Below are 21,500 nucleotides of genomic sequence, written 5' to 3' on the forward strand. Positions count from 1 at the left end.
GTCGTTCATGCGCGCGGGCGTCAACGGCGTCCAGGGCCCCTCGGCACATCCATTATGGCAAATGCTGTTTGCCAGAAGAACGGATAAAAGAGCATTCTGGTTGACAGGCGCCCACGCTGGTTTTCCCCTACGCAGCGGGGCGGAGAGCGATGCTCCGGCGAATAAAACGGCTGAATCGCAGCAGTGAAAAATATGTTATGCAATCCGGATCAATTGGCGAGACGCATGCAAATGAATTAGCTCGCCGTCATTTCCATATGGCGGATCAAATTCTAAACATTCGATCCGCATTGCTGCAGGTGCAAATGAATAAAAAATAGGCAGAAAATTCCATTGAAGATCAAGGGGGTAATCTTGACTCGACTCCCTGCGCCGAGGCACCGCCCGCCGTCTCTGTCACGCAAGCCAAAGGAGGCTCGCCATGCACTACCTGTTGATGTATGACCTCGTACCGGACTACCTCGAACGGCGTGGCGCGTATCGCGACGACCATCTGAAACTCGCCTGGGCGGCAGCGGCGCGCGGTGAATTGAAACTGGCCGGCGCGTTGACCGAGCCCGTGGATACTGCCATGCTGCTCTTCGAAGGCGACGCTCCTGCGGCCGCCGAAGCCTTTGCCAGAGCCGATCCGTATGTGCTCGCGGGACTCGTGGAGCGCTGGCGCGTACGCCCATGGATGACGGTGGTGGGTGAGGGCGCGGCAAACCCCGTACGCTAGAAGCAAGCCGATCCGCGCGCCCGTGCGGCGTCGAGAGGAATGAGAACCGCATGCTCAAGCGCTGCGTTCGCTTGCGCGACCATGTGTCTCGAGGTCAGTCAGGTGCTGTCCATCCACTGTGCCCGTGCACGTCCCCGTCGGGCAAAAAATACGTTCAAAACGCATCGAAATGCATTGCGGATCAAATATCGGTTTCACAAAATCAATTTGCCGCCATTGCCGTGCCATTGTGCCGTGCAATAGTGACTTTTGAAGCCTGAACTGCCAGCCGTTCTGTTACAGCAATAGGTGGGGCGACGCAGCAAAAAGGACAAGATTGTTTCCATCCGTAACACTTGTCTCAACGATATTCACGCAAACCCTGGTGATGGTATGCTTCGTGCACAAATTCTCCCATGCACGAGTGAGACCACGTTTTGTGCTTCGCAATAGGGACAAACCGCACTAAGCCAGTGCGACATTGACCCAGCAAACAGAACGTACAAAACATATTTGTGCAACCGCGGGCTGCACACGGATCGTGAAAGTTGAATCCGTGGCCGTCCAACGCCGCGGCCCGGCCAGGCTGCGTGGAGAAAACCCAATGTTTTTCGATGAGCTAAGCAATGACGAATGGGCGCTGCTGGCAGCGCTTGTCTCTGATGAGCCGGCCGTCCGTCTGAACCGACGCGGCCGGCCCCGCGCCGAACCGCGTATCGTGGCGAATGCCGTCCTGTGGATTCTGACAACGGGCGAACCCTGGTCGAAGCTGCCGGGCCGCTATCCGTCGGGGCCTACATGCCGGCGCCGTTTCGAAGAATGGCAATTGAACGGCACCCTCCTCGAGATGGTTCGGCTGTTGTCGCAGGCCACCGGGCGCACCTTCGCGTACGTCCCGCAACCGGCGCCGCCCGTCGCGGCCAAGCCGGCAGCTCCGGTCGCAGAAACGCCCAGCGTGCGCGACGAAGGTCTGCGTGGCGTGACGTGGAAGAGCCCCGAGTCCTGGCAGGCGCCCGGCATCTCGAACAGTCTTAGCCGATGGCGTTCGGCCGATCCGATCGCCGATATCACGCGCCAATTGTCCGGGCTGACGAACGTGCCGCCGGTGCCGGCTCCTGCTGCGTCCTCGTCACTCGCAGCACGGCCTGCCATGCGCGCCGATCTGCGGAGCATGGACGAAGTGCGGGCCGTGGACGCGGCTATGCGCAGTCTGGATTCGGCCATCACGTCGGCACGTCACACGCAACAGCTTGAAGATCAGCGCAGCCCGCTGTCGATGAGCCTCGCGCCACGCGGCACGCAGGTCGCCGACCGGCGCGGCTATGTGATCTACGTGGCGGCGGAGCAGGTGCCCAGCGCCATGTATCGCGCGTGGGCGGAGATCATGAAGGACGGCAAACGCGTCGAGCGTTCCGGCCTCGTCGGCCCGCGCTTTGAGGAGGCCGACGCGGCGGAGCAATATGCGCTCGAATGGGCGCGGCAGTGGATTGACCGTGAATGCCGCACGCAGGCTGCAGCCGATGCCGCACCTGCAGTCAACGCCACCGCGGTGGCGCGTCCGTTGCCGGCCATGCGTCATGTGCCGGAGCCGGTTACGGTGAATCACGGCGGCCCTTTGCATGGTCCGCTCAATGGGTTCCGTGGACCGCTGCGCCGTTACCCCGGCGAACCGGCCGCATCTGCGAAACCAGCTGCATCCGCGACCGAAAGCAGTGCATCAGATCGTTTCCCGTCGTATCCAGAACTCATCTCCCATGCGGGATGAGCGCGGCGGCCAGCACGGCTGTAAGCGCGGCAACTAACACGACAGTACCCCGCGGCCGGTAGGAGCAACCGCCGCAGGTTCCCGCTTCTTCCGTTGTGAATCATTGGTGTTGCCTGATTGACGCTGAATCGATGCTGCCTGGGCGCCGCTTTAACGTTGCCCGCCGGCCTCCTTCACCGGCGTTCCTCATTGGCATGCTTCAGCGATTTGCTTCAATGACACGCTTCATTGGCGTCCATACGTGTCGTCGAAGCGCACGATATCGTCCTCGCCGAGATACGAACCCGACTGCACCTCGATCATTTCGAGCGGCATCTTGCCCGGGTTCTCGAGACGATGGGTCACGCCCAGCGGAATATAAGCCGATTCGTTTTCGGAGACGATGAAGCGCTCTTCGCCTCGCGTGACGAGCGCGGTGCCGCGCACGACGATCCAGTGTTCCGCGCGGTGATGATGCATTTGCAGCGAGAGCCGCGCACCGGGCTTCACGACGATGCGTTTCACCTGGAAGCGCTCGCCGGTGTCGACGGAATCGTAGTTGCCCCACGGGCGATGCACCTTGCGATGGCTGGCCGCCTCCAGGCCGCCATCGTTACGAATCCGTCCGACAATCTTCTTGACGTCCTGCACACGCGATTTGTCCGCGACCAGAATCGCGTCGGCCGTTTCGACGACCACGAGATCCTGCGTGCCGACGCAGGCAATCAGGCGTCCTTCCGAATGCGCGAAAGTCGAAGTCGCCCCTTCGAACATCACGCGGCCGCGGCCCACGTTCTGATCGGCGTCCTTCTCCGAGATGTCCCAGATCGCGTCCCACGAGCCCACGTCCGACCAGCCCGCCTGCAGCGGCACCACCACGCCGGACGCGGCGGTCTGATCGTTGCCCAGTTGTTCCATCACCGCGTAATCGATCGAATTCGACGGCGAGGCGCTGAACGCGTCGCGTTGCAGACGGAAGAAATCGCCGTCTGCTTTGCCGCCTGCAAACGCCGCTTCGCAGGCTTCGTAAATCGCCGGCTGGAAATGGTGGATCGCCTTCAGCCAGGTCGATGCGCGCATGATGAAAATGCCGCTGTTCCACCAGTATTCCTGCGATTCGATATAACGCTGCGCCAACTCCAGATGCGGCTTTTCGACGAAGCGATCGAGTTTGTGCGCGCCGATCTTGCCAGCTGAATCGATGTCTGTTGCGCGAGCGTCGTTAGGCGTGCCAAGCGCCGCGCCGATACGGATGTAGCCGTAGCCCGTTTCCGCACGCGTCGGCACGATGCCCATCGTCACGATATGGCCGGCGGCCGCATGCTGCACGCCGGCGGCCACCGCCGCGTGAAAGCCGTCGATGTCGGTCACGGCGTGATCGGCGGGCATCACGACCATGATGCCGTCTTCATCCTGCGCGGCGATCGAAAGGGCGGCCACCGTCAGCGCCGGCGCCGTGTCGCGCCCGGCCGGTTCGAGAATCAGCCGGGTCGGCTTGCCGCTCGTGCGCAATTGCTCGGCCGTGGTGAAGCGCTGTTCTTCATTGGCCACTACGACGAGTTGCTCGGCGAGCAGATGGCCGGCTTCGAGCCCGTCGAGCCGGCGGGTGGTCGATTGCAGCAGCGAATCGTCGCCGAGCAGGCCAATCAGTTGTTTCGGATGCTGCTCACGCGACATCGGCCACAACCGTGTGCCGGAGCCGCCCGCCAGAATCACGGGATGAACCTTGAGCTTGACGTTAAGGGGCATAGCTTGCGTGGACCGGGTGGCGGCGGGTGTGGCCGTAACCGAAGCTGTCATGATGGACTCCTCGAGGCAGGGTGAATGCGTCAAGTTTTATCACGAAGTAAAGAATCAATAAAAGCGCGTTAAATAGAAACTATATAAAACGCCAAATAAAATTATCTGTTTCGTGAAGGAAAAATGTCTGACTGGTTTTTAAAAAAGAAAAATTACCCGAAAAAAATCGCAGGCAATTTTTTTATCCGAAGGAATGACGCAGAATGGCGACGAAAGGCGAGACGTAAGCTTTGTAGGAAAACGGACAGATTGGTTCGGAACGGCTTCCAGAAAGCCCTGAAATGGTCATTTCAAACGCCAATCCGGTAACAATTGCCGCACAAAATTCGGAAAAAATATCGAAATTTTGACCGATACAATTTGAGATATTTTGCTATCTTGCGGTCCGAATTTTAATATCGCTTTATCTATACCTGTACAAGGGTATTCACTCATTTCGACACCTGCTTTCCGAATTGTCCGTTCAGGATTTTTTTAGTCCGGAAAGCGGCAGGGAAATTAGCACCGCCTCAATCAGTTTCGCGTCGCGCGTTTATCTGGCCGGCGCGCATACCGGCGTTGTGCGCCCGGTGGACGGACTGGATGAGAGGCGAATTCAACCAACCAATGGATGGCACTTGACTGACGAACTGAGGGGCAGCGCATGCTGAGCGTTCTATCGAGAATCATCGACATTGCCATGGTCGTGTTCGGCGCCGCCATCGCGACGGCCGTGCACAGCGGGAAATTGGCGTGGCTGGACGACGTCCAAAGCGTGTCGCTCGCGTTCGACTGCCTGCTGGTGGTGGTGGTCTTTCCCGCGCTGGGCATCTATCAGTCGTGGCGCGGCAAGCCGCTCTACGACCTGCTGTGCCGCGTCGCGGGCGGTTGGGTGATGGTGGAAGTCACGGGTGTGCTGATCAGCTTCAGCCTGCACCGCTCGGACAGTCTGTCGCGGCTGTGGCTCGTGTATTGGGCGGTCGCCACGATCGTGCTGCTGATCGTCACCAAGATGATCATCTATTCGATCCTGCGCGGACTGCGCCGCGAAGGCTTCAATCAGCGCGCGGTGGCGATCGTCGGCGGCGCACCGTATGGACGCTTCCTGATCGAACAGATGCGCAGCCGTCCGGAAACGGGCTTCAGCCCCGTCGTGGTGTTCGATGAGGAAGGCACGATCAACCCTTATGAAGACCCCGATGCGAGCGACTCGATCGAAGGCGTCCCGGTCGAGCGCGATTACGCGCAAATGCTTCAACTGGTGCGACAGCGCGCGATTCGCGAACTGTGGCTCGCGCTGCCGATCTCGAAGGAGAAGGTGATCCATCGCTTCGTGATGGACCTGAAGAACGACTTCGTGAACATCCGCTTCATTCCGGACGTGCGCAGCCTGACGCTCTTCAATCAGCCGATGGTCGATCTGCTCGGCGTGCCGGCGATCAACCTGGCCGCCTCGCCGATCACCGATCTGCGCGTGCTGCCCAAGCGCGTCTTCGACCGGCTGTTCGCGCTGGCGGCATTGACCGCGCTGGCACCGGTGATGCTGGCGATCGCGGTGATGGTGAAGGTGAGCTCGCCGGGGCCGGTGTTCTTCCGCCAGAAGAGGAAGGGCATCGACGGCAACCAGTTCGAGATCTACAAGTTTCGCTCGATGAAGATGCACAAGGAAGAGGCCGGCAAGATCACCCAGGCCACACGGCGCGATCCGCGCATCACCGCGGTCGGTGCGTTCCTGCGGCGCACCAGCCTCGACGAATTGCCGCAATTCATCAACGTGCTGCGCGGCGAGATGTCCGTGGTCGGCCCGCGCCCGCACGCGCTCGAACACGACGACATCTACAAGGATCTGGTGAAGGGTTACATGCACCGTTACCGGATCAAGCCGGGCATCACCGGATGGGCGCAGATCAACGGCTATCGCGGCGAAACCGATCGCATCGAAAAGATGATGGGCCGCGTCAAGCTCGATCTGTACTACATGCAGCACTGGACCTTCTGGCTCGACATCAAGATCGTCGTGCTGACGCTGTGGAAGGGCTTTGTGGGCAGCAACGCGTACTGAGGGGGCTCCGGCTGTCGCTCAGCGCCAGCCACGCAGCTCAACGCGTGACCTCATTTACTGATTCAACTCCATTTTCCGAGGTGTAATACATGAACCTGACGATCATCGGTAGTGGCTACGTAGGCCTTGTGACGGGCGCTTGTCTGGCGGACATCGGCCATGACGTGTTCTGTCTCGACGTCGATCAGCGCAAGATCGACGTGCTCAACAACGGCGGCGTGCCGATCCATGAACCGGGTCTGCAGGAGATCATTGCGCGCAATCGCAAAGCCGGCCGCCTGAGGTTCTCGACCGACATCGAGGCTGCGGTCGCGCACGGCGACATCCAGTTCATCGCGGTGGGCACGCCCTCCGACGAAGACGGTTCTGCCGATCTGCAATACGTGCTCGCCGCCGCGCGCAACATCGGCCGCCACATGACGGCCTTCAAGGTGATCGTCGACAAATCGACGGTGCCGGTCGGCACGGCGTCGCGCGTGCGCGACGTGATCGCCGAGGAACTGGCCGCGCGCAACGCCAGCCATATGTTCTCCGTGGTGTCGAATCCGGAGTTCCTGAAAGAAGGCGCAGCCGTGGAAGACTTCACGCGGCCCGACCGCATCGTGCTTGGCTGCGATGAAGACGTGCCCGGCGAAAAAGCCCGCGAACTGATGAAACGCCTCTATGCGCCGTTCAACCGCAATCGCGAACGCACGCTATACATGGATGTGCGCTCGGCCGAGTTCACCAAGTACGCGGCCAACGCGATGCTCGCTACGCGCATCTCGTACATGAACGAACTCGCGAATCTGGCCGACCGCGTCGGCGCGGATATCGAAGCGGTGCGCCGCGGCATCGGTTCCGATCCGCGTATCGGTTACGACTTCCTGTATGCCGGTTGCGGCTACGGCGGTTCGTGCTTCCCGAAAGACGTGCAGGCGCTGATTCGCACGGCAGCCGACCACAAGGCCAACCTGCGCATTCTCGAGGCGGTGGAAGCCGTCAACGACACGCAGAAAAAGATCCTCGCACACAAGATCGTCGATCGTCTGGGCGAAGACCTGTCGGACCGCACCTTCGGCGTGTGGGGCCTCGCCTTCAAGCCGAACACGGACGACATGCGCGAAGCGCCGAGCCGTCCGCTGATCGCCGAACTGCTGCGCCGCGGCGCGCGCGTGAAGGCTTACGACCCGGTCGCGATCGACGAATCGAAACGCGTCTTCGCGCTCGACCTGAAGGACGTTCCGCAACAGCATGCGCGCCTGTCGTTCGTGAACGAGGAGATGGATGCGGCCGAGGGCGCCGATGCGCTCGTGATTCTCACCGAGTGGAAGGTCTTCAAGAGCCCCGACTTTGGTTTGCTCAAGCAGAGTCTCGCCACGCCGCTGATTTTCGACGGCCGCAATCTGTATGAGCCGGACGCGCTGCTCGAACTCGGTATCGAGTATCACGCGATCGGCCGTCAGCACGCGCTGCGCAATGCGCCGGCTAAGGTCGGCGCGAATGGCCTGCTGGTAACGGCACACTCGGCCGACCCGGTCGAGGCCGGCCAGTAAGCCGCCACGCCTCGTTAAGGAGCCCGCTATGTTCGCCAACGTTCTGATCGTCTGCCACGCCAACGTGTGCCGTTCGCCTGCCGCCGAGATGCTGTTCAAGTCCCGGCAGCGCGCGTCGTCGCGGTCGTCCTCAGCGCCGATCGCGTTTCATTCGGCGGGCCTCCGTGCCGTGAACGGCCACGGCATGGACCCGGTGATGCGTCGCCTGCTCGCCGAGCAGGGCGTCGCCTCCGGCATCCACTATTCGCGGCGCCTTGACCGCAAGCTCGTGCGGTCAGCCGACCTGGTGCTCGTCACCGAGCGCGCGCAGGTGAGCGCGGTCGAAGCGCTCGATCCGGCCTCGCGCGGCAAGGTCTATCCACTCGGCAAATGGGACGACGACTCCGATGTCGCCGATCCGCACGGCCACGTGGAAGCCGACTATAGGGAGAGTCTCGTGCTCATCGAACATCTGGTCATGGGATGGCTGAAAAAAATATGCTGATGAAAAAAATCGCTACACACACATTCGCGAACTTGAACTCGACGGGTTTTAAATCGAGATTCGCCGCCACGCTTTTGCTGACGTCCTTTCTGTCGGCCTGCGCTACCGCACCTGGCAATTACCTCGACACGTCCCGTCTGAAAGACGACGGCAAGCAGCAGAGTCAGCAAGCTAACGAAACCTATCCGGTCCACCTGATCGACGGCGCGCTGGTCGCCGAGCAGGCACAGACGCAAGCCGCCGCCTCCGCGCAGCAGGTGCTGCCGGCCTCGCGCTACAGCGATCCGTCGCAGTACGTGTACCGGCTCTCGCCGCAGGACATTCTCGGCATCACCGTATGGGACCACCCTGAATTGACCACGCCGCAGGGCAGCACGCTGTCGGCGGGTGGCAACACCACACAGTCGATCGGCGGCGCCCTGCAGCAGCCGTATACCGCTGCGCTGCCAGGCCAGGCCGATCCCTACGGCCAGACCATCGCCGCCGACGGCACGATCTTTTTCCCGTTCGTCGGCCGCATCGAGGCTGCGGGCAAGACCGTAGGCGAGTTGCGCGATCAGTTGAGCGCCGGCCTCGTGCGCTACATCCGCAATCCGCAGGTCGACGTGCGTGTGTTGTCGTATCGCGGTCAGAAAGTGCAGGTGACCGGCGACGTGAAGACGCCGGGCCCGCTCGCCATCAGCGACGTGCCACTCACGCTGGTCGACGCGATCACGCGCTCGGGCGGCACGAACACCGACGCCGATATCCAGCGGGTGCGCCTAACGCGCAACAACAAGCTGTACGTGCTCGACGCCAATCGCATGCTCGACCAGGGCGACACCACGCAGAACGTCATGCTGCAAAACGGCGACGTAATCAACGTGCCGGACCACAGCGACAGCCGCATCTTCGTGATGGGCGAAGTGAAGACGCCGATCCAGGTGCCGATGTTGAAGGGCCGTTTGACGATCGCCGACGCGCTCACCCAGTCGGGCGGCATTCTCGACACGGACGCCAATCCGCGCCAGATCTTCGTGATGCGCGGCATGCGCGAGCATCCGACCACGCCGGACGTGTACCGCCTCGACATGACGCAGCCCGACGCGATCATGCTGTCGTCCCAGTTCCAGTTGCAGCCGATGGATGTCGTGTATGTGGGCACCGCCGCTTCGACCACGTTCAACCGTGTGTTGCAGCAGGTCCTGCCGACCATACAGACGCTGTTCTACCTGAAGCAGTTGACGAAATAACCGTCTGAGCCGTCGACAGGCCCGCGCCGCTTTCCCAGGGCGCGGGACCGAAGCAAACGCCAAGGCACATGCCGAAGCACACGCTGAAGCACACGCCGAAGCAACCGAAACGGGATCGAATTGTGAGCAATCAAATCTCTCCACACATGGCCGGTCCGATCAGGACCGAAGAAGAGGACGTTGTCCTCGGGCAACTGGTGCAGGTGATCCTCGACGACATCTGGTGGCTGATCGCCATTGCCGGGATGATCGTCGCGCTGGCCGCCGCGTACTGTTTCCTCGCCAAGCCGATCTATTCGGCCGATGCGCACGTGCGGGTCGAGCAGTCCGACAACACCTCGCAGGCACTCACGCAAACGCAGACGGGTGCGGCGATCACCACCGGCTCGACCTCGCTGCCGACCGACGCCGAAATCGAGATCATCAAGAGCCGCGGTGTAGTCGGCCCGGTGGTCCAGCAATTGAAGCTGAACTTCAGCGTAGCGCCGAAGACGATTCCGCTGCTCGGCAGCATCGCCGCGCGCATGGCAACGCCGGGCCAGCCGGCGCGGCCATGGCTGGGCCTGTCCTCATACGCCTGGGGCGGTGAAGACGCCGAGGTCGATTCGATCGACGTGGTGCCCGCGCTCGAAGGCGAAAAGCTGACGATGAAGGTGTTCGACGACCAGCACTACGAACTGTACGCAAAGAACGGCTCGCTGCTGCTGCGCGGCCAGGTCGGTCAGCAGGAGCAGGGTGGCGGCGTGACGATCCTTGTCAGCAAGCTGGTGGCCCGTCCGGGTGAAGAGTTCACCGTGACGCGCTTTAACGACCTCGACGCGATCACGGCGTTCCAGTCTGCGATCACCGTGCAGGAGCAGGGCAAGCAAACCGGCGTGATTCAGATTTCGCTGGAAGACAAGAGCCCGGAGCACGCTGCTGAAGTGGCAAACGCGCTCGCGCAGTCGTATGTACGTCAGCATGTGTCGAACAAGCAGGCCGACGCAAGCAAGATGCTCGACTTCCTGAAGAGCGAAGAGCCGCGCCTGAAGGCCGATCTCGAACGCGCCGAAGCCGCGTTGACCGCGTATCAACGCCAGTCCGGTTCGATCAATGCGAGCGATGAAGCCAAGGTCTACCTCGAAGGCAGTGTGCAGTACGAGCAGCAGATCGCCGCTTTGCGTCTGCAGATGACGCAGCTGGCCGAGCGCTATGGCGACGACCATCCGACGCTCGTGGCCGCGCGCCAGCAGATGGCCGAACTGGAGGCGCAACGCGCCAAATATGCCGATCGTTTCCGCGATCTGCCGGCCACCGAAGTGAAGGCCGTGCAACTGCAACGCGACGCCAAGGTGGCAGAAGACATCTACGTGCTGCTGCTCAACCGTGTGCAGGAATTGTCGGTGCAGAAGGCCGGTACCGGCGGCAACGTGCATATCGTCGACCAGGCGATGCGCCCGGGTGCGCCGGTCAAGCCGAAGAAGGTGCTGATCCTGTCGGCGGCGGTGATTCTGGGCCTGATCTGCGGCACCGGTTTCGTGTTCCTGCGCCGCAATATGTTCAAGGGTATCGACGACCCCGACCATATCGAGCGCGCCTTCCATCTGCCGGTGTACGGTCTCGTGCCCTTGAGCGCCGAACAGGCTGTGCTCGAAAGCAGCTTCCAGCGCGGCGGCGAACGCCTGCGCGCGGTGCTGGCGAATGCGCGGCCCAAGGATGTCACGATCGAAAGCCTGCGCAGCCTGCGCACGTCCATGCAATTCACGATGATGGACGCGAAGAACCGCATCGTCATGCTGACAGGCCCTATGTCCGGCGTCGGCAAGAGTTTTCTGACGGTCAATCTGGCGGTGTTGCTGGCGAACTCAGGCAAACGTGTGCTGATGATCGACGGCGATATGCGTCGCGGGGTGCTCGAACGCTATGTAGGCGGTGTGCAGGACAACGGCCTGTCGGAATTGCTGAGCGGGCAGATCTCGCTCGAGGAAGCGATCCGCAGCTCGAATATTGAAGGCTTGAGCTTCATCTCCTGCGGGCGTCGTCCGCCGAATCCGTCGGAACTGCTGATGTCGCCGCGTCTTCCGCAATACCTGGACGGCCTCGCGAAGCGCTACGACGTGATCCTGATCGACACGCCGCCGGTGCTGGCCGTGACGGATGCGTCGATCATCGGGGCGTATGCCGGTTCGACCTTCTTCGTGGTTCGTTCGGGCGTGCACAACGAAGGCGAGATCGCGGAGGCACTGAAACGTCTGCGCGCAGCCGGCGTACACGTGCAGGGCGGCATCTTCAACGGTATGCCGGCGCGCGCGCGCGGCGGCTACGACCGCGGCTACGCATCGGTCCAGGAATATCTGAGCACCTGAGCCGTCAGGCTGAGCCCATTGCTCTGATCCCAGCGCAAACACGATAAAGAAGGACATCACGATGAAAGTGACGGTACTGGTTCCGACTTACCGCCGCCCGGCCGACCTGGCGCGCTGCCTCGCGGCGCTGCAACGGCAGTCGCGCGCGCCGGACGAAGTGGTGGTGGTCGCGCGCGCCGACGACGAAGCAACCCATGTCTGCCTGCGCGATCCCGCCGTGCCGGGCAAGCTGCCGTTGTCCGTTGCGCGGGTGGACGTGCCCGGCCAGGTCGCCGCCCTGAATCGCGGCCTGGAAGCGGCCAACGGCGACGTCATCGCGATTACCGACGACGACGCTGCGCCGCACGTCGACTGGGTCGAACGTATTGCTGCCGCGTTCGGCAGCGATGCGCGCCTGGGCGCGCTGGGCGGACGCGACTGGGTGCATGAAAAAGGCCGCGTGCTCGACGGAGAGCGGCCGCTGGTCGGCAAGGTGACAGCGCACGGCAAGATCATCGGCAATCATCACCTTGGGGTCGGCGGCGCACGCGAAGTCGACATCCTGAAGGGCGCCAACATGAGCTACCGGCGCGAGGCAGTCCGCACGATCCGTTTCGATGGGCGTCTGCGCGGCGCGGGCGCTCAGGTCCACAACGACATGGCCTTCAGCCTCGCGGTGAAGAACGCCGGCTGGAAGCTGATGTACGACCCGCGCGTGGCCGTCGACCATTTCCCGGCCGAACGTTTCGACGACGACCGGCGCGACGCGCAAACCATGGCGGCGTTGCGCAATGCGGCCTTCAACTTCCATCTGATCCTGCGCGACCAGTTGCCGCCGCTACGTCGCGAAACCGCCTGGTGGTGGTGGACATTGGTCGGCACGCGCGTCTATCCGGGTCTCACGCACGCCGCGCTCGCGCTGGTTTCGAAACAGGCAAGCCTGAGGCTGTCGCGTTGGCGCGCGGTGCGTACCGGCGCGCATGAAGCGCGCCGCGCGCTGTCCCGAACCGCATGACCCTCCGTGACCCCGCGCGATCCCGCGTGTCCCAATCGTCCCGCACGTTCGTGCATCGGCACCGGCGCCTGCTCGCGCATGCTGATGCTCCTTTCCACCGGCAGAGCGGAGTGTCTGCATGAGTACGAAAGTTCACGTTCATCTGTTTTACGGCGCCGACCCGCGCTTTTACCGGCCGGGCGACGACATCGGCTGTCTGTACGGCTATCACCACGCGCAATCTGACGCGTTCGCCCTGACCTATTCGCAGGACGCGCGCGAGAGCAAGCCAGTGCGTTTGCTGCGCCGCGGGCTGAAGGCGGCGCTCGGGTTCGACATCATTCATACGTGGCGCAACCGCGCCGAGATGTTGCGCTCGGACGTGATCTGGACACATACCGAGCAGGAATGGCTGTCCGCCGCGCTGATGCTGCTGCTGAGCGGCCGCAAGGCGGGCGCTGATGGCTCAGAACCCTTGCTGCTCGCGCAAAGCGTGTGGCTGCTCGATAAATGGCCTTCCTATGGGATTTTGCGCAGCTGGCTATATCGCAAGCTGATGACGCGCGCTGACCAGCTGACCACGCTCGCCAGCGAAAACGCCGAACTGTGCCAGCGCTACTTCGGCCGCGACGCGAAAGCGCTCCTTTATGGCCTCAACACGCAGGACTTTCCCGTGACGGCGCCGACCGACTGGCAACCGCACACGCCGATCCGTATCGCCGCGATCGGCAACGATCGCGATCGCGATTGGGAGACGCTCATCAAGGCCTTCGGCAACGATGCGCGCTACACGGTGAAGCTCGCGACACGCCGGCGGATTCCCGCTTCGCTACGCGCACCGAACGTGGAGATCGCCTTGTTTTCGGGCATTAAGAAGCAGCACGAGCTCTACGACTGGGCCGACGTGATCGTCGTGCCGCTGCGGCCGAATACGCACGCCTCGGGCATTACGGTGATGCTGGAAGCGGCGGCGGTCGGCAAGCCAATGGTGGTCACCGACGTCGGCGCGTTGCAGGATTATTTTCCGGCGGGCGAAGCGGCTTATATCCCGCCGTTCAACCCGCAGGCGTTGCGCGAGGCGGTAGACCAGCTCGCCGCCTCTCCTGCGGATGCGTTGAGGCAGGCACAAGCGGCAGCTGCCGGTTTGCTGTCGCGCGATCTGACCACGCAGAACTATGCGATGCAGCACGTGCGCATCACGCAGGAGATGCTGCGCGTGCGCGCAGCGTCGCGCGGACGGCCCGCGCCGGCCAGGGCCGATACGGACGTGACGACGACGCCGCGCGCTGCGGCCGGCGCGCAAGGCCAACGTTCCAGCACGCGCGAATCACACGGAGGCCTCTAAACGATGTCGACAATCACGCGAGCCGGTGGCGATAGCGCGGGGCGGAGTCTGTCCAGCGGTCGCAAGGAATGGCTGCCGGAGGCCTTGCTGTGGCTGATCACGGCGATGCTGATCATCGCGCATCAGGGCACGGTGCTCACGCTCGGATTCCCGGTGCTCGCGATCCTGACGGGCCTGTGGCTCTACTTCAAGAGCCCGGCGCGCTACATCGGTTTCATGTGGTGGCTGTGGTTCCTGAGCCCGGAGGTCCGGCGTCTCGCCGACTGGTCCAAAGGCTCGTTCACGCCGACCAGCCTGATTCAGGTCGCGCCGCTCGCGGTGACGATGATCAGTGCGTTTTCCTTGCTCCGTTACTACACGCTGCTTTCGCAGCGGCGCGGCTTGCCGGTGCTGCTGATTCTGATGGGGCTCGCCTACGCGTTCATGATCGGCGTGATGTCGAGCGGGCCGCTCGCCGCAACCTATGACCTCGCGAACTGGCTCTATCCGATCCTGATCGGCTTTCACATCATGGCGCACACGCGCCAGTACCCGAAGTACCGCGACACCATCGTCAATACCTTCATCTGGGGCATGCTGGTGATGGGCGGCTATGGCCTGATTCAGTTCTTCATCATGCCGCCGTGGGACGCGCTGTGGATGCTCGGCTCGCAGATGAATTCGCAAGGCGATCCGGTGCCGATGGGCGTGCGCGTATTCAGCACGATGAACTCTTCGGGACCGTTCGCTTTCGCGATGATGGGCGCGATGGTCTACGTGATGGCGGCGACACACCGCGTGCGCTGGGTCGCGGCGGCGCTGGGTTTCTTTGCGTTCGCCCTGAGCCTCGTGCGTTCGACGTGGGGCGGCTGGGTGATCGCGCTCCTGATCCAGCTGGTCAAGTCGAACAACAAGGTGCGTGTGCGGATCGTCGCGAGCGCGGTGCTGCTGGCCGGTCTATGTGTGCCGCTGCTCACGGTCGGCCCGGTCGCCGAGCGGATGCAGGCGCGCCTGAACACGCTCGTCAACCTGAGTGACGACCAGAGCTACGCCGCGCGTAACGAGTTCTACGCGACCTTCGCGAAGACCGCCTTTACCGACGTCTCCGGCGAAGGCATGGGCGCGACCGGCACCTCGACCAAGCTCTCGAACGACGGCGGTCAGCTCGGCCAGTACGGCAACTTCGACAGCGGCGTGATGAACATCCCGTTCGTGCTCGGCTGGCCCGGTACCTTGCTCTACATGTCGGGCATCGTGTGGCTGGTGGTGCGTGCGGCGCTCGCGTCGTTCAAGCTGCGCAACGACAAATTCGTTTCCGCCTGCCTGAGCCTCAGTCTCGCGACCTTCGCGATGCTGGTGTTCACCAATTCGCTGGTGGGCACGGGCGGGCTGCTGCTTTTCATGAGTGTTTTTTCGATCCTTTCTGCGGTGCACTACGAAAAGATGAACCGCAGACGCACGCTATTTCTCCACGGAGGCACTGATTGAGAGTCGCCATTGTCACGCACGTCGTGCGCCATAACGACGGCCAGGGGCGCGTCAACCACGAGATTGCGCGCGCCGCCCTCGACGAGAACATCGGTGTGACGCTGGTCGCGTCGCATGTCGCCCCGGATCTTCTTGCCCATCCGGAGGTCCGCTGGGTGCCGATCAAAATCGGCCGCTGGTGGCCCACCAATCTGCTGCGCCAGCAGGTGTTCGCCTTCAAGAGCGCGATGTGGCTGCGCGCGCATCGCCGCGAATTCGACGTGTTGCACGTAAATGGCTTCATCACATGGGCGCCCGCCGACGTCAACACCTCGCACTTTGTGCATAGCGGCTGGTTCGGCAGCAAGTACTACCCGTTCGGGCTCACCAAAGGCGTGTGGTCCGCGTATCAGTCGGTCTATACGCGCTGCAACGCATGGCTCGAACGCTGGGCTTACCGGCGCTCGAAGGTCATTACGGCGGTGTCGCAAAAGGTCGCCGATGAAATCCGCGCGATCGGATTGACGCCACATAACCAGGTCGATGTCATTTACAACGGCGTCGATACGCAAGGCTTCGCGGCCGCAACCGGCGACCGCGCGAAGTTTGGTTTGCCTGCGGACGCCTTCCTGCTGCTGTTCGTCGGCGATTTGCGCACGCCGCGCAAGAACCTCGGCACGGTGCTGGCCGCGCTCACGCATCTGCCCGAACACGTGCAGATCGCGGTGGCCGGGTTCCTGCCGGGCAGTCCGTATCCGGAAGAGGCGAAGGCGCTGGGTATTGCGCACCGCGTGCATTTTCTCGGGCTCGTCAAGGAGATGCCGGTGCTGATGCATTCGGTCGACGCGTTCGTGTTTCCGTCGCGCTACGAGGCCATGAGCCTGTCGCTGCTCGAAGCGATGGCGGCGGGCCTGCCGGTGGTTACGGCACGCACGGCGGGCGGCGCGGAAATCATCACGCCGGAATGCGGCATCGTGCTCGACGATCCGGACGATCCCAAAGCATTGGCCGGCGCCGTCGCGCATCTTGCCGACAACGACGACGCGCGCCGCGCGATGGGTGTCGCCGCCAATGAACTGGCGACGGGCTTCGGCTGGGCGCGCATGGCCGCGCAATACATCGCGCTGTACCGGCAATTGGCGGGGCAGCAGAAGGACCGCCGGCGCAGCGAAACGGAAGCGGCGGTGGTCGCCAAGACCGACGCGCTAACGCTGAACACGCTGGCCCGGCAGACAATCCACAACAACGCACAGAACGCACAGGGGCAACAATCATGACGACGAGCTCAATCAAATCGCTGCAGATCGGGATGCACTGGTTTCCCGAGCGCGCGGGCGGCCTCGACCGCATGTACTACTCGCTGGTCGGCGCATTGCCGGGTGCGGGCGTCGCGGTGCGCGGCGTGGTGGCCGGCTCGCCTAAAGTCGCCGCGGACACCGGTGGCGCGATCAACGGTTTCGGCTCAGCCGCGCAATCGTTGCCGCTGCGCCTGATGGCCGCACGCCGCGCGCTGCGCCAGGAGATCGGCACCTCGCGCCCCGACGTGATTTCGTCGCACTTCGCGCTGTACACGTTTCCGGGTCTCGACGTGACACGCGGCATTCCGCAGGTCTCGCATTTTCAGGGGCCGTGGGCCGATGAGAGTCACGTGGAAGGCGCCGATTCGCTCGGCCAGCGTGCCAAGCGCTATCTCGAGCAATCGGTGTATGCGCGCTCGTCGCGGCTGATCGTGTTGTCGGAGGCTTTCGGCAAAATCTTGACTTCCCGCTATCGCATCTCGCCGGACCGCGTTCGTGTTGTGCCGGGATGCGTGGATGTCGAGCAGTTCAATCTGCCGATCACGCCGGCCGAGGCGCGCCTGAAACTCCAATTGCCGCAAGACCGGCCGATCGTGCTGGCCGTGCGGCGGCTGGTGCGCCGCATGGGCCTCGAAGATCTGATCGATGCGGTGAAGCTGCTCAAGCGCACAGAACCCGATGTGCTGCTGCTGATCGCGGGTAAGGGGCGGCTCGAAGGCGAGTTGCAGGCGCGCATCACCGCGGCGGGTCTGGAGGACAACGTGAAGCTGCTGGGCTTCGTGCCCGATCAGCATCTGGCGGCGTTGTATCGCGCGGCGAATATCAGCGTGGTGCCGACGGTCGCGCTCGAAGGTTTCGGGCTGATTACCGTTGAATCGCTGGCTTCGGGCACGCCCGTGCTGGTGACGCCGGTAGGTGGTTTGCCGGAAGCGGTGGCGGGCTTGTCGCCGAATCTGGTGTTGCCGGAGACGGGAGCGAAGGCGATTGCCGCAGGTCTGGCGGGCGCGTTGAACGGCTCACTAAAGTTGCCGGATGCCGATGCCTGCCGCCGCTATGCACGCGAGAATTTCGACAACTCGGTGATCGCGAAGCGAGTGGCCTCCGTGTATAGCGAGGCGATTGCGGCGGGTGGGGTGCACTGAAGGCTTGATGACGTAGTAGAAAAAAGGCCTGAACCGTGACGATCAGGCCTTTTTGTATTGGGCTTCTTGCACTGGGAGAGCGGCGGCTGCCCGAGCCGCCGTCACCCACAATCAGAACGTCTCGTGATGCTCGTTCCGACCAAGGTCCGCATGAACCATCATGTGGCAGAGTTGCTCGAGCGTGGTTTCCGGCTTCCAGCCGAGCTTCTCGTGCGCCTTGTCCGCACAGCCGATCAGCAGGTCCACTTCCGCCGGGCGGTAGAACTTCGGGTTCACGCGGACCAGTGTCTTGCCGGTGGCGACGTCGATACCGGTCTCGCGCTCTTCCTTGCCCGACCATTCGAGCTGATAGCCCGCGGCGGAGAACGCCATGCGCACGAAGTCGCGTACCGTCTCGGTGCGGCCGGTGGCGAGCACGAAGGTGTCGGGTTCGTCGGCTTGCAGCATGCGCCACATACCTTCGACATATTCCAGCGCGAAGCCCCAGTCGCGCTTGGCGCTCAGGTTGCCGAGTTCGAGCGCGTCCTGTTTGCCGAGCTTGATCTTCGCGACCGTGTCCGTGATCTTGCGGGTGACGAATTCGCGGCCACGCAACGGCGATTCGTGATTGAACAGAATGCCGCTGCTGGCGAACAGGTTGTACGACTCGCGATAGTTGATGGTCGACCAGTGCGCAAACAGCTTGGCCACGCCATACGGGCTGCGCGGGTAGAAAGGCGTATCCTCGCGCTGCGGCACGGCCTGCACGAGACCGAACATTTCCGAGGTCGACGCCTGGTAGAAGCGGGTCTTCGGATTCAGAATGCGGATGCCTTCGAGCAGATTCAGCGCGCCGATGCCGGTGACTTCCGCCGTCGTCACCGGCTGGTCGAACGAGACACCCACAAAGCTCTGCGCGGCGAGGTTGTACAGCTCGTCCGCCTGCGCGCCTTCGAGCAGACGCAGCGTCGAGCCCAGGTCGGTCAGATCGTGTTCGACCAGACGCAGATTCGGATGGTCGAGCACGCCGAGCTCACGAATGCGCCAGAAATTGACCGAACTCGTGCGCCGGTAGGTGCCGGTCACGTGGTAGCCCTTGTCGAGCAGCAGTTTGGTCAGATAGGCGCCGTCCTGTCCGGATACGCCGGTGATGATCGCTTTGCGTGGTTGGCTCATAGCTTGCCTTCGATATTGGTAAAAGAAAAAAGAAGCGCACTTGAAAAAAAAGAGCTTCAGAGCGTGCCGTCCAGCAGTCGCCGCACCAGCGGATCGACGACTTGAAAATCCTGTTCAGCCTTGAGCCGGTACAAGCCCGGCTTCGGATGCGCGCCGTCGGACATCAGCGTCTTCCAGTCCGGCAGATTGCTGACATACGCGAACTGATCGACAAGCGGCACCTGCTGTTCGGCAGCCACGCGGCGCGTCATCGCGACCATCGCGGCGAGCTTCGCGTTGAGGCGGTTGTCGGGCATCGGGTTCGAGGTCTGCAGAACGGGCTCCTTGCCGAGCGCGCGGGCGGTTTTCACGAGCGTCGTTTCGGCTGCGTAGAACTGCTCGGGCGTCTGGTTGTGCATGACTTCGTTGATGCCGTAATTAATCAACACGATCTGCGCGGATGACGTCGCGAGCCGTTCCTGCCAGGGCAGGCCGGCGGTCGGGCCGGCGCGGCGGTTGCCGGTGCCGTCGCGCAACTGGGTGGCCATCGTGCCGCCTACGCCGTAGTTCGTGACGCTCACGCGTTGGCCGTACCTGGCCTGTAATTCGTCCTGCAGATACGACACGGCGTTTTGCGCCTGGGGTCCGCAGTGGCCGTCGCTGCAAGTAATGCCCAGCGTGGTCGAATCGCCGTAGGCGCCCACCAGCACCTGCGTTGCCGGAGCGCCGGCGTGCGCATCCAGTGCCAGCGAAACCAGCACCGACGCAGCGGCCGACACGCTCGCGACGAGCCACGCGCGGCGCCTCATGCGCGGCTTTGCGGCGCTCGCGACGCGCCCCCCGAAACGCTGCCGGCCGGCGTATGGGCCTTGCCTGCCGTGCCGAAGATCAAACGCTTTTCGAACAGGAACCACGTGACGCTGGCGTACGCGAGGGTGATCGCGAGGGCGAGCGCCGCAGTCAGATAGCGATTCAGATGCAGCGGCCACAGCGTGTACAGCACGCTCAGGTGGATCAGATAAATCGTGTAGCTGATGGTGCCGATATAGACCAGCACGGGGTTGCACAGCAGCCGTTTGACGATGCCCTTGCTTTGCAGGGCGATGACCACGACGGAAGTGCACAGCACCAACGAAACGCTGTAGAGCCCGGCGTTCGACAGCGGCGTGTTCGCCGCCCGAAACCGCGGGTAGTGCAGATGCAGCCACGCAAGCACGGCCAGCGCGGCAAAAAGACCGAGCACGGCGAGGCCCTTGAACGGCTCGAGTGCATTGCGATCGCGCCGAACGGCAACCGCGAGCAGTGCGCCGGCCGCGAGCAAGTCCATGCGGAACGGCGTCAGGTAATAAATCGGCCAGAACGAATCGAACCACGGCGTAGCGACCGCGCGCAGCACCGGCACCAGCACGATCAACGCGGCGGCCACGTAGCCGAGCACGCGCTCAGGCAGCAACAGAATCACGAACGGCCAGAAGATATAGAACTGCTCTTCGACCGCCAGTGACCACAGCACATTCAGGCTGTCGTGACCGCTTTGATTGAGTGCGTCGCCGATATTGGTCGCGAAGAATGCGTACCACTGCCAGTGCTGAGCCCAACCGAAGCCGAACAGAATCGACGACACCACCATCAGCAGCAGATAGGGCGGCAGGATGCGCCGTGCCCGGCGCGCATAGAAATAGCCGAAATAGGACTGCTGACGCGCCTTGCGTTCGAGCAGGATGCCGGTAATCAGAAAGCCGCTCAAAACAAAAAACAGATCGACGCCCATCCACAGCGGCGCTTTCAGGGCGTGCTGGGCGAATACCGCGAGCACGGCGATGGCGCGCAGGCCGTCGAGCTGCACGATACGGTGAGAGTGAGAAGGCGCTAAGGGCAGTGCGCTAGCAGTCATGAACCGTCCATGGTGTGAAGCGGATGGGCCGGGCGAAGGATCGCGTGAGCCTTCTCAAGTCAGAAACAGGACTTGAGAGCAAAGACGCGCTCGCTTCGCGTCGCAACGGAAGTGCAATCGATTCTAAGGAAAATAAATTGATGAAAAAACGGGAATGAAATGGATAAGTGAATCAGATTGCAACAGGGTGTTTCGTTACCCATTCTCAATAGATTTTTATGCTTGTGTCTTGAGGATATCGCAATGCGTAAGAAGTGCAGGCGGCATCAGGCTGGGTCGGTAAAGATGAACGTAAGTGCACTGCTGGATGCCGACATCTACGTCGTTTTTCTTTTAATCGATTTTTAAATCAATTTCTTTCGCAACGCTTAAAGCGACGAATATTTTTGA

At 62.5% G+C, this 21,500-nt stretch carries 16 protein-coding genes; 12 read left to right on the plus strand and 4 right to left on the minus strand.

Features of this window, described 5'->3' with window-relative positions:
* Nucleotides 1–421 precede the first annotated feature (421 nt).
* Both KHO31_RS06660 and KHO31_RS06665 read left to right on the plus strand, forming a co-directional pair.
* Nucleotides 422–718, plus strand: a complete 297-nt coding sequence (locus KHO31_RS06660) for a YciI-like protein (protein WP_201079355.1) — start codon at nucleotides 422–424, stop codon at nucleotides 716–718.
* A 583-nt stretch (nucleotides 719–1,301) separates the two neighbouring features.
* Complete coding sequence (locus tag KHO31_RS06665; RefSeq protein WP_201079354.1) at nucleotides 1,302–2,462, plus strand: transposase; 1,161 nt, start codon at nucleotides 1,302–1,304, stop codon at nucleotides 2,460–2,462.
* 225 nt (nucleotides 2,463–2,687) lie between these two features.
* On the opposite strand, the gene KHO31_RS06670 is transcribed toward KHO31_RS06665, so the two are convergent.
* The gene (locus tag KHO31_RS06670; protein WP_328822712.1) at nucleotides 2,688–4,241 is read right to left on the minus strand and encodes a mannose-1-phosphate guanylyltransferase/mannose-6-phosphate isomerase; all 1,554 of its coding nucleotides are present in this window, start codon (nucleotides 4,239–4,241) and stop codon (nucleotides 2,688–2,690) included.
* A gap of 643 nt (nucleotides 4,242–4,884) precedes the next feature.
* Between KHO31_RS06670 and KHO31_RS06675 the strand changes: the two genes are divergently transcribed.
* The 10 genes from KHO31_RS06675 (at nucleotide 4,885) to KHO31_RS06720 (ending at nucleotide 18,082) form a co-directional block, all read left to right on the plus strand.
* A complete protein-coding gene (locus KHO31_RS06675; protein WP_201079353.1) occupies nucleotides 4,885–6,282 on the plus strand; it encodes an undecaprenyl-phosphate glucose phosphotransferase in 1,398 nt (465 codons plus the stop codon).
* An 89-nt stretch (nucleotides 6,283–6,371) separates the two neighbouring features.
* Nucleotides 6,372–7,817 carry a UDP-glucose dehydrogenase family protein gene (locus KHO31_RS06680; RefSeq protein ID WP_201079352.1) on the plus strand — a complete coding sequence of 482 codons (1,446 nt, stop codon included), beginning with the start codon at nucleotides 6,372–6,374 and terminating at the stop codon, nucleotides 7,815–7,817.
* Between the two features lie 28 nt (nucleotides 7,818–7,845).
* On the plus strand, nucleotides 7,846–8,301 hold the full coding sequence (locus tag KHO31_RS06685; RefSeq protein ID WP_201079351.1) for an arsenate reductase/protein-tyrosine-phosphatase family protein: 456 nt from the start codon (nucleotides 7,846–7,848) through the stop codon (nucleotides 8,299–8,301).
* A complete protein-coding gene (locus KHO31_RS06690; RefSeq protein WP_201079350.1) occupies nucleotides 8,295–9,533 on the plus strand; it encodes a polysaccharide biosynthesis/export family protein in 1,239 nt (412 codons plus the stop codon). The genes KHO31_RS06685 and KHO31_RS06690 overlap by 7 nt, the downstream gene beginning before the upstream one ends.
* Nucleotides 9,534–9,679: 146 nt before the next feature.
* Nucleotides 9,680–11,878, plus strand: a complete 2,199-nt coding sequence (locus KHO31_RS06695) for a polysaccharide biosynthesis tyrosine autokinase (RefSeq protein WP_201079420.1) — start codon at nucleotides 9,680–9,682, stop codon at nucleotides 11,876–11,878.
* Nucleotides 11,879–11,939: 61 nt separating this feature from the next.
* Nucleotides 11,940–12,872, plus strand: a complete 933-nt coding sequence (locus KHO31_RS06700; protein WP_211622919.1) for a glycosyltransferase family 2 protein — start codon at nucleotides 11,940–11,942, stop codon at nucleotides 12,870–12,872.
* A 118-nt stretch (nucleotides 12,873–12,990) separates the two neighbouring features.
* Nucleotides 12,991–14,196, plus strand: coding sequence for a glycosyltransferase (locus KHO31_RS06705; protein ID WP_201079348.1), 1,206 nt, complete (start codon nucleotides 12,991–12,993; stop codon nucleotides 14,194–14,196).
* Nucleotides 14,197–14,199: 3 nt separating this feature from the next.
* The gene (locus KHO31_RS06710) at nucleotides 14,200–15,663 is read left to right on the plus strand and encodes a glucose-6-phosphate isomerase (protein ID WP_201079347.1); all 1,464 of its coding nucleotides are present in this window, start codon (nucleotides 14,200–14,202) and stop codon (nucleotides 15,661–15,663) included.
* Nucleotides 15,660–16,919, plus strand: a complete 1,260-nt coding sequence (locus KHO31_RS06715) for a glycosyltransferase family 4 protein (protein WP_211622921.1) — start codon at nucleotides 15,660–15,662, stop codon at nucleotides 16,917–16,919. Before KHO31_RS06710 ends, KHO31_RS06715 begins: the two co-directional genes overlap by 4 nt.
* Nucleotides 16,916–18,082, plus strand: a complete 1,167-nt coding sequence (locus KHO31_RS06720) for a glycosyltransferase family 4 protein (protein WP_201079345.1) — start codon at nucleotides 16,916–16,918, stop codon at nucleotides 18,080–18,082. Before KHO31_RS06715 ends, KHO31_RS06720 begins: the two co-directional genes overlap by 4 nt.
* A 111-nt stretch (nucleotides 18,083–18,193) precedes the next feature.
* On the opposite strand, the gene gmd is transcribed toward KHO31_RS06720, so the two are convergent.
* Genes gmd through KHO31_RS06735 form a run of 3 tightly spaced genes read right to left on the minus strand, consistent with a single transcriptional unit; the run spans nucleotide 18,194 to nucleotide 21,110 of the window.
* Entirely contained in the window at nucleotides 18,194–19,237 is a 1,044-nt protein-coding gene (gene gmd, locus KHO31_RS06725) for a GDP-mannose 4,6-dehydratase (RefSeq protein ID WP_201079344.1), read from the minus strand.
* 56 nt (nucleotides 19,238–19,293) lie between these two features.
* On the minus strand, nucleotides 19,294–20,025 hold the full coding sequence (locus KHO31_RS06730) for an SGNH/GDSL hydrolase family protein (RefSeq protein WP_211622923.1): 732 nt from the start codon (nucleotides 20,023–20,025) through the stop codon (nucleotides 19,294–19,296).
* The gene (locus KHO31_RS06735; protein WP_211622925.1) at nucleotides 20,022–21,110 is read right to left on the minus strand and encodes an acyltransferase family protein; all 1,089 of its coding nucleotides are present in this window, start codon (nucleotides 21,108–21,110) and stop codon (nucleotides 20,022–20,024) included. The genes KHO31_RS06730 and KHO31_RS06735 overlap by 4 nt, the downstream gene beginning before the upstream one ends.
* Nucleotides 21,111–21,500: the final 390 nt, after the last annotated feature.

It is taken from the genome of Paraburkholderia domus, from assembly GCF_905220705.1.
GTDB classification, from domain to species: domain Bacteria; phylum Pseudomonadota; class Gammaproteobacteria; order Burkholderiales; family Burkholderiaceae; genus Paraburkholderia; species Paraburkholderia domus.

What these genes read in the sequence shown, in the direction of transcription:
- KHO31_RS06660 (WP_201079355.1), top strand. Translation starts at nt 422, where the DNA reads ATGCACTACCTGTTGATGTATGACCTCGTACCGGACTACCTCGAACGG.
- KHO31_RS06735 (WP_211622925.1), bottom strand. Translation starts at nt 21,110, where the DNA reads ATGACTGCTAGCGCACTGCCCTTAGCGCCTTCTCACTCTCACCGTATC.
- KHO31_RS06665 (WP_201079354.1), top strand. Translation starts at nt 1,302, where the DNA reads ATGTTTTTCGATGAGCTAAGCAATGACGAATGGGCGCTGCTGGCAGCG.
- KHO31_RS06710 (WP_201079347.1), top strand. Translation starts at nt 14,200, where the DNA reads ATGTCGACAATCACGCGAGCCGGTGGCGATAGCGCGGGGCGGAGTCTG.
- KHO31_RS06720 (WP_201079345.1), top strand. Translation starts at nt 16,916, where the DNA reads ATGACGACGAGCTCAATCAAATCGCTGCAGATCGGGATGCACTGGTTT.
- KHO31_RS06700 (WP_211622919.1), top strand. Translation starts at nt 11,940, where the DNA reads ATGAAAGTGACGGTACTGGTTCCGACTTACCGCCGCCCGGCCGACCTG.
- gmd (WP_201079344.1), bottom strand. Translation starts at nt 19,237, where the DNA reads ATGAGCCAACCACGCAAAGCGATCATCACCGGCGTATCCGGACAGGAC.
- KHO31_RS06705 (WP_201079348.1), top strand. Translation starts at nt 12,991, where the DNA reads ATGAGTACGAAAGTTCACGTTCATCTGTTTTACGGCGCCGACCCGCGC.
- KHO31_RS06685 (WP_201079351.1), top strand. Translation starts at nt 7,846, where the DNA reads ATGTTCGCCAACGTTCTGATCGTCTGCCACGCCAACGTGTGCCGTTCG.
- KHO31_RS06675 (WP_201079353.1), top strand. Translation starts at nt 4,885, where the DNA reads ATGCTGAGCGTTCTATCGAGAATCATCGACATTGCCATGGTCGTGTTC.
- KHO31_RS06695 (WP_201079420.1), top strand. Translation starts at nt 9,680, where the DNA reads ATGGCCGGTCCGATCAGGACCGAAGAAGAGGACGTTGTCCTCGGGCAA.
- KHO31_RS06680 (WP_201079352.1), top strand. Translation starts at nt 6,372, where the DNA reads ATGAACCTGACGATCATCGGTAGTGGCTACGTAGGCCTTGTGACGGGC.
- KHO31_RS06690 (WP_201079350.1), top strand. Translation starts at nt 8,295, where the DNA reads ATGCTGATGAAAAAAATCGCTACACACACATTCGCGAACTTGAACTCG.
- KHO31_RS06670 (WP_328822712.1), bottom strand. Translation starts at nt 4,241, where the DNA reads ATGACAGCTTCGGTTACGGCCACACCCGCCGCCACCCGGTCCACGCAA.
- KHO31_RS06730 (WP_211622923.1), bottom strand. Translation starts at nt 20,025, where the DNA reads ATGAGGCGCCGCGCGTGGCTCGTCGCGAGCGTGTCGGCCGCTGCGTCG.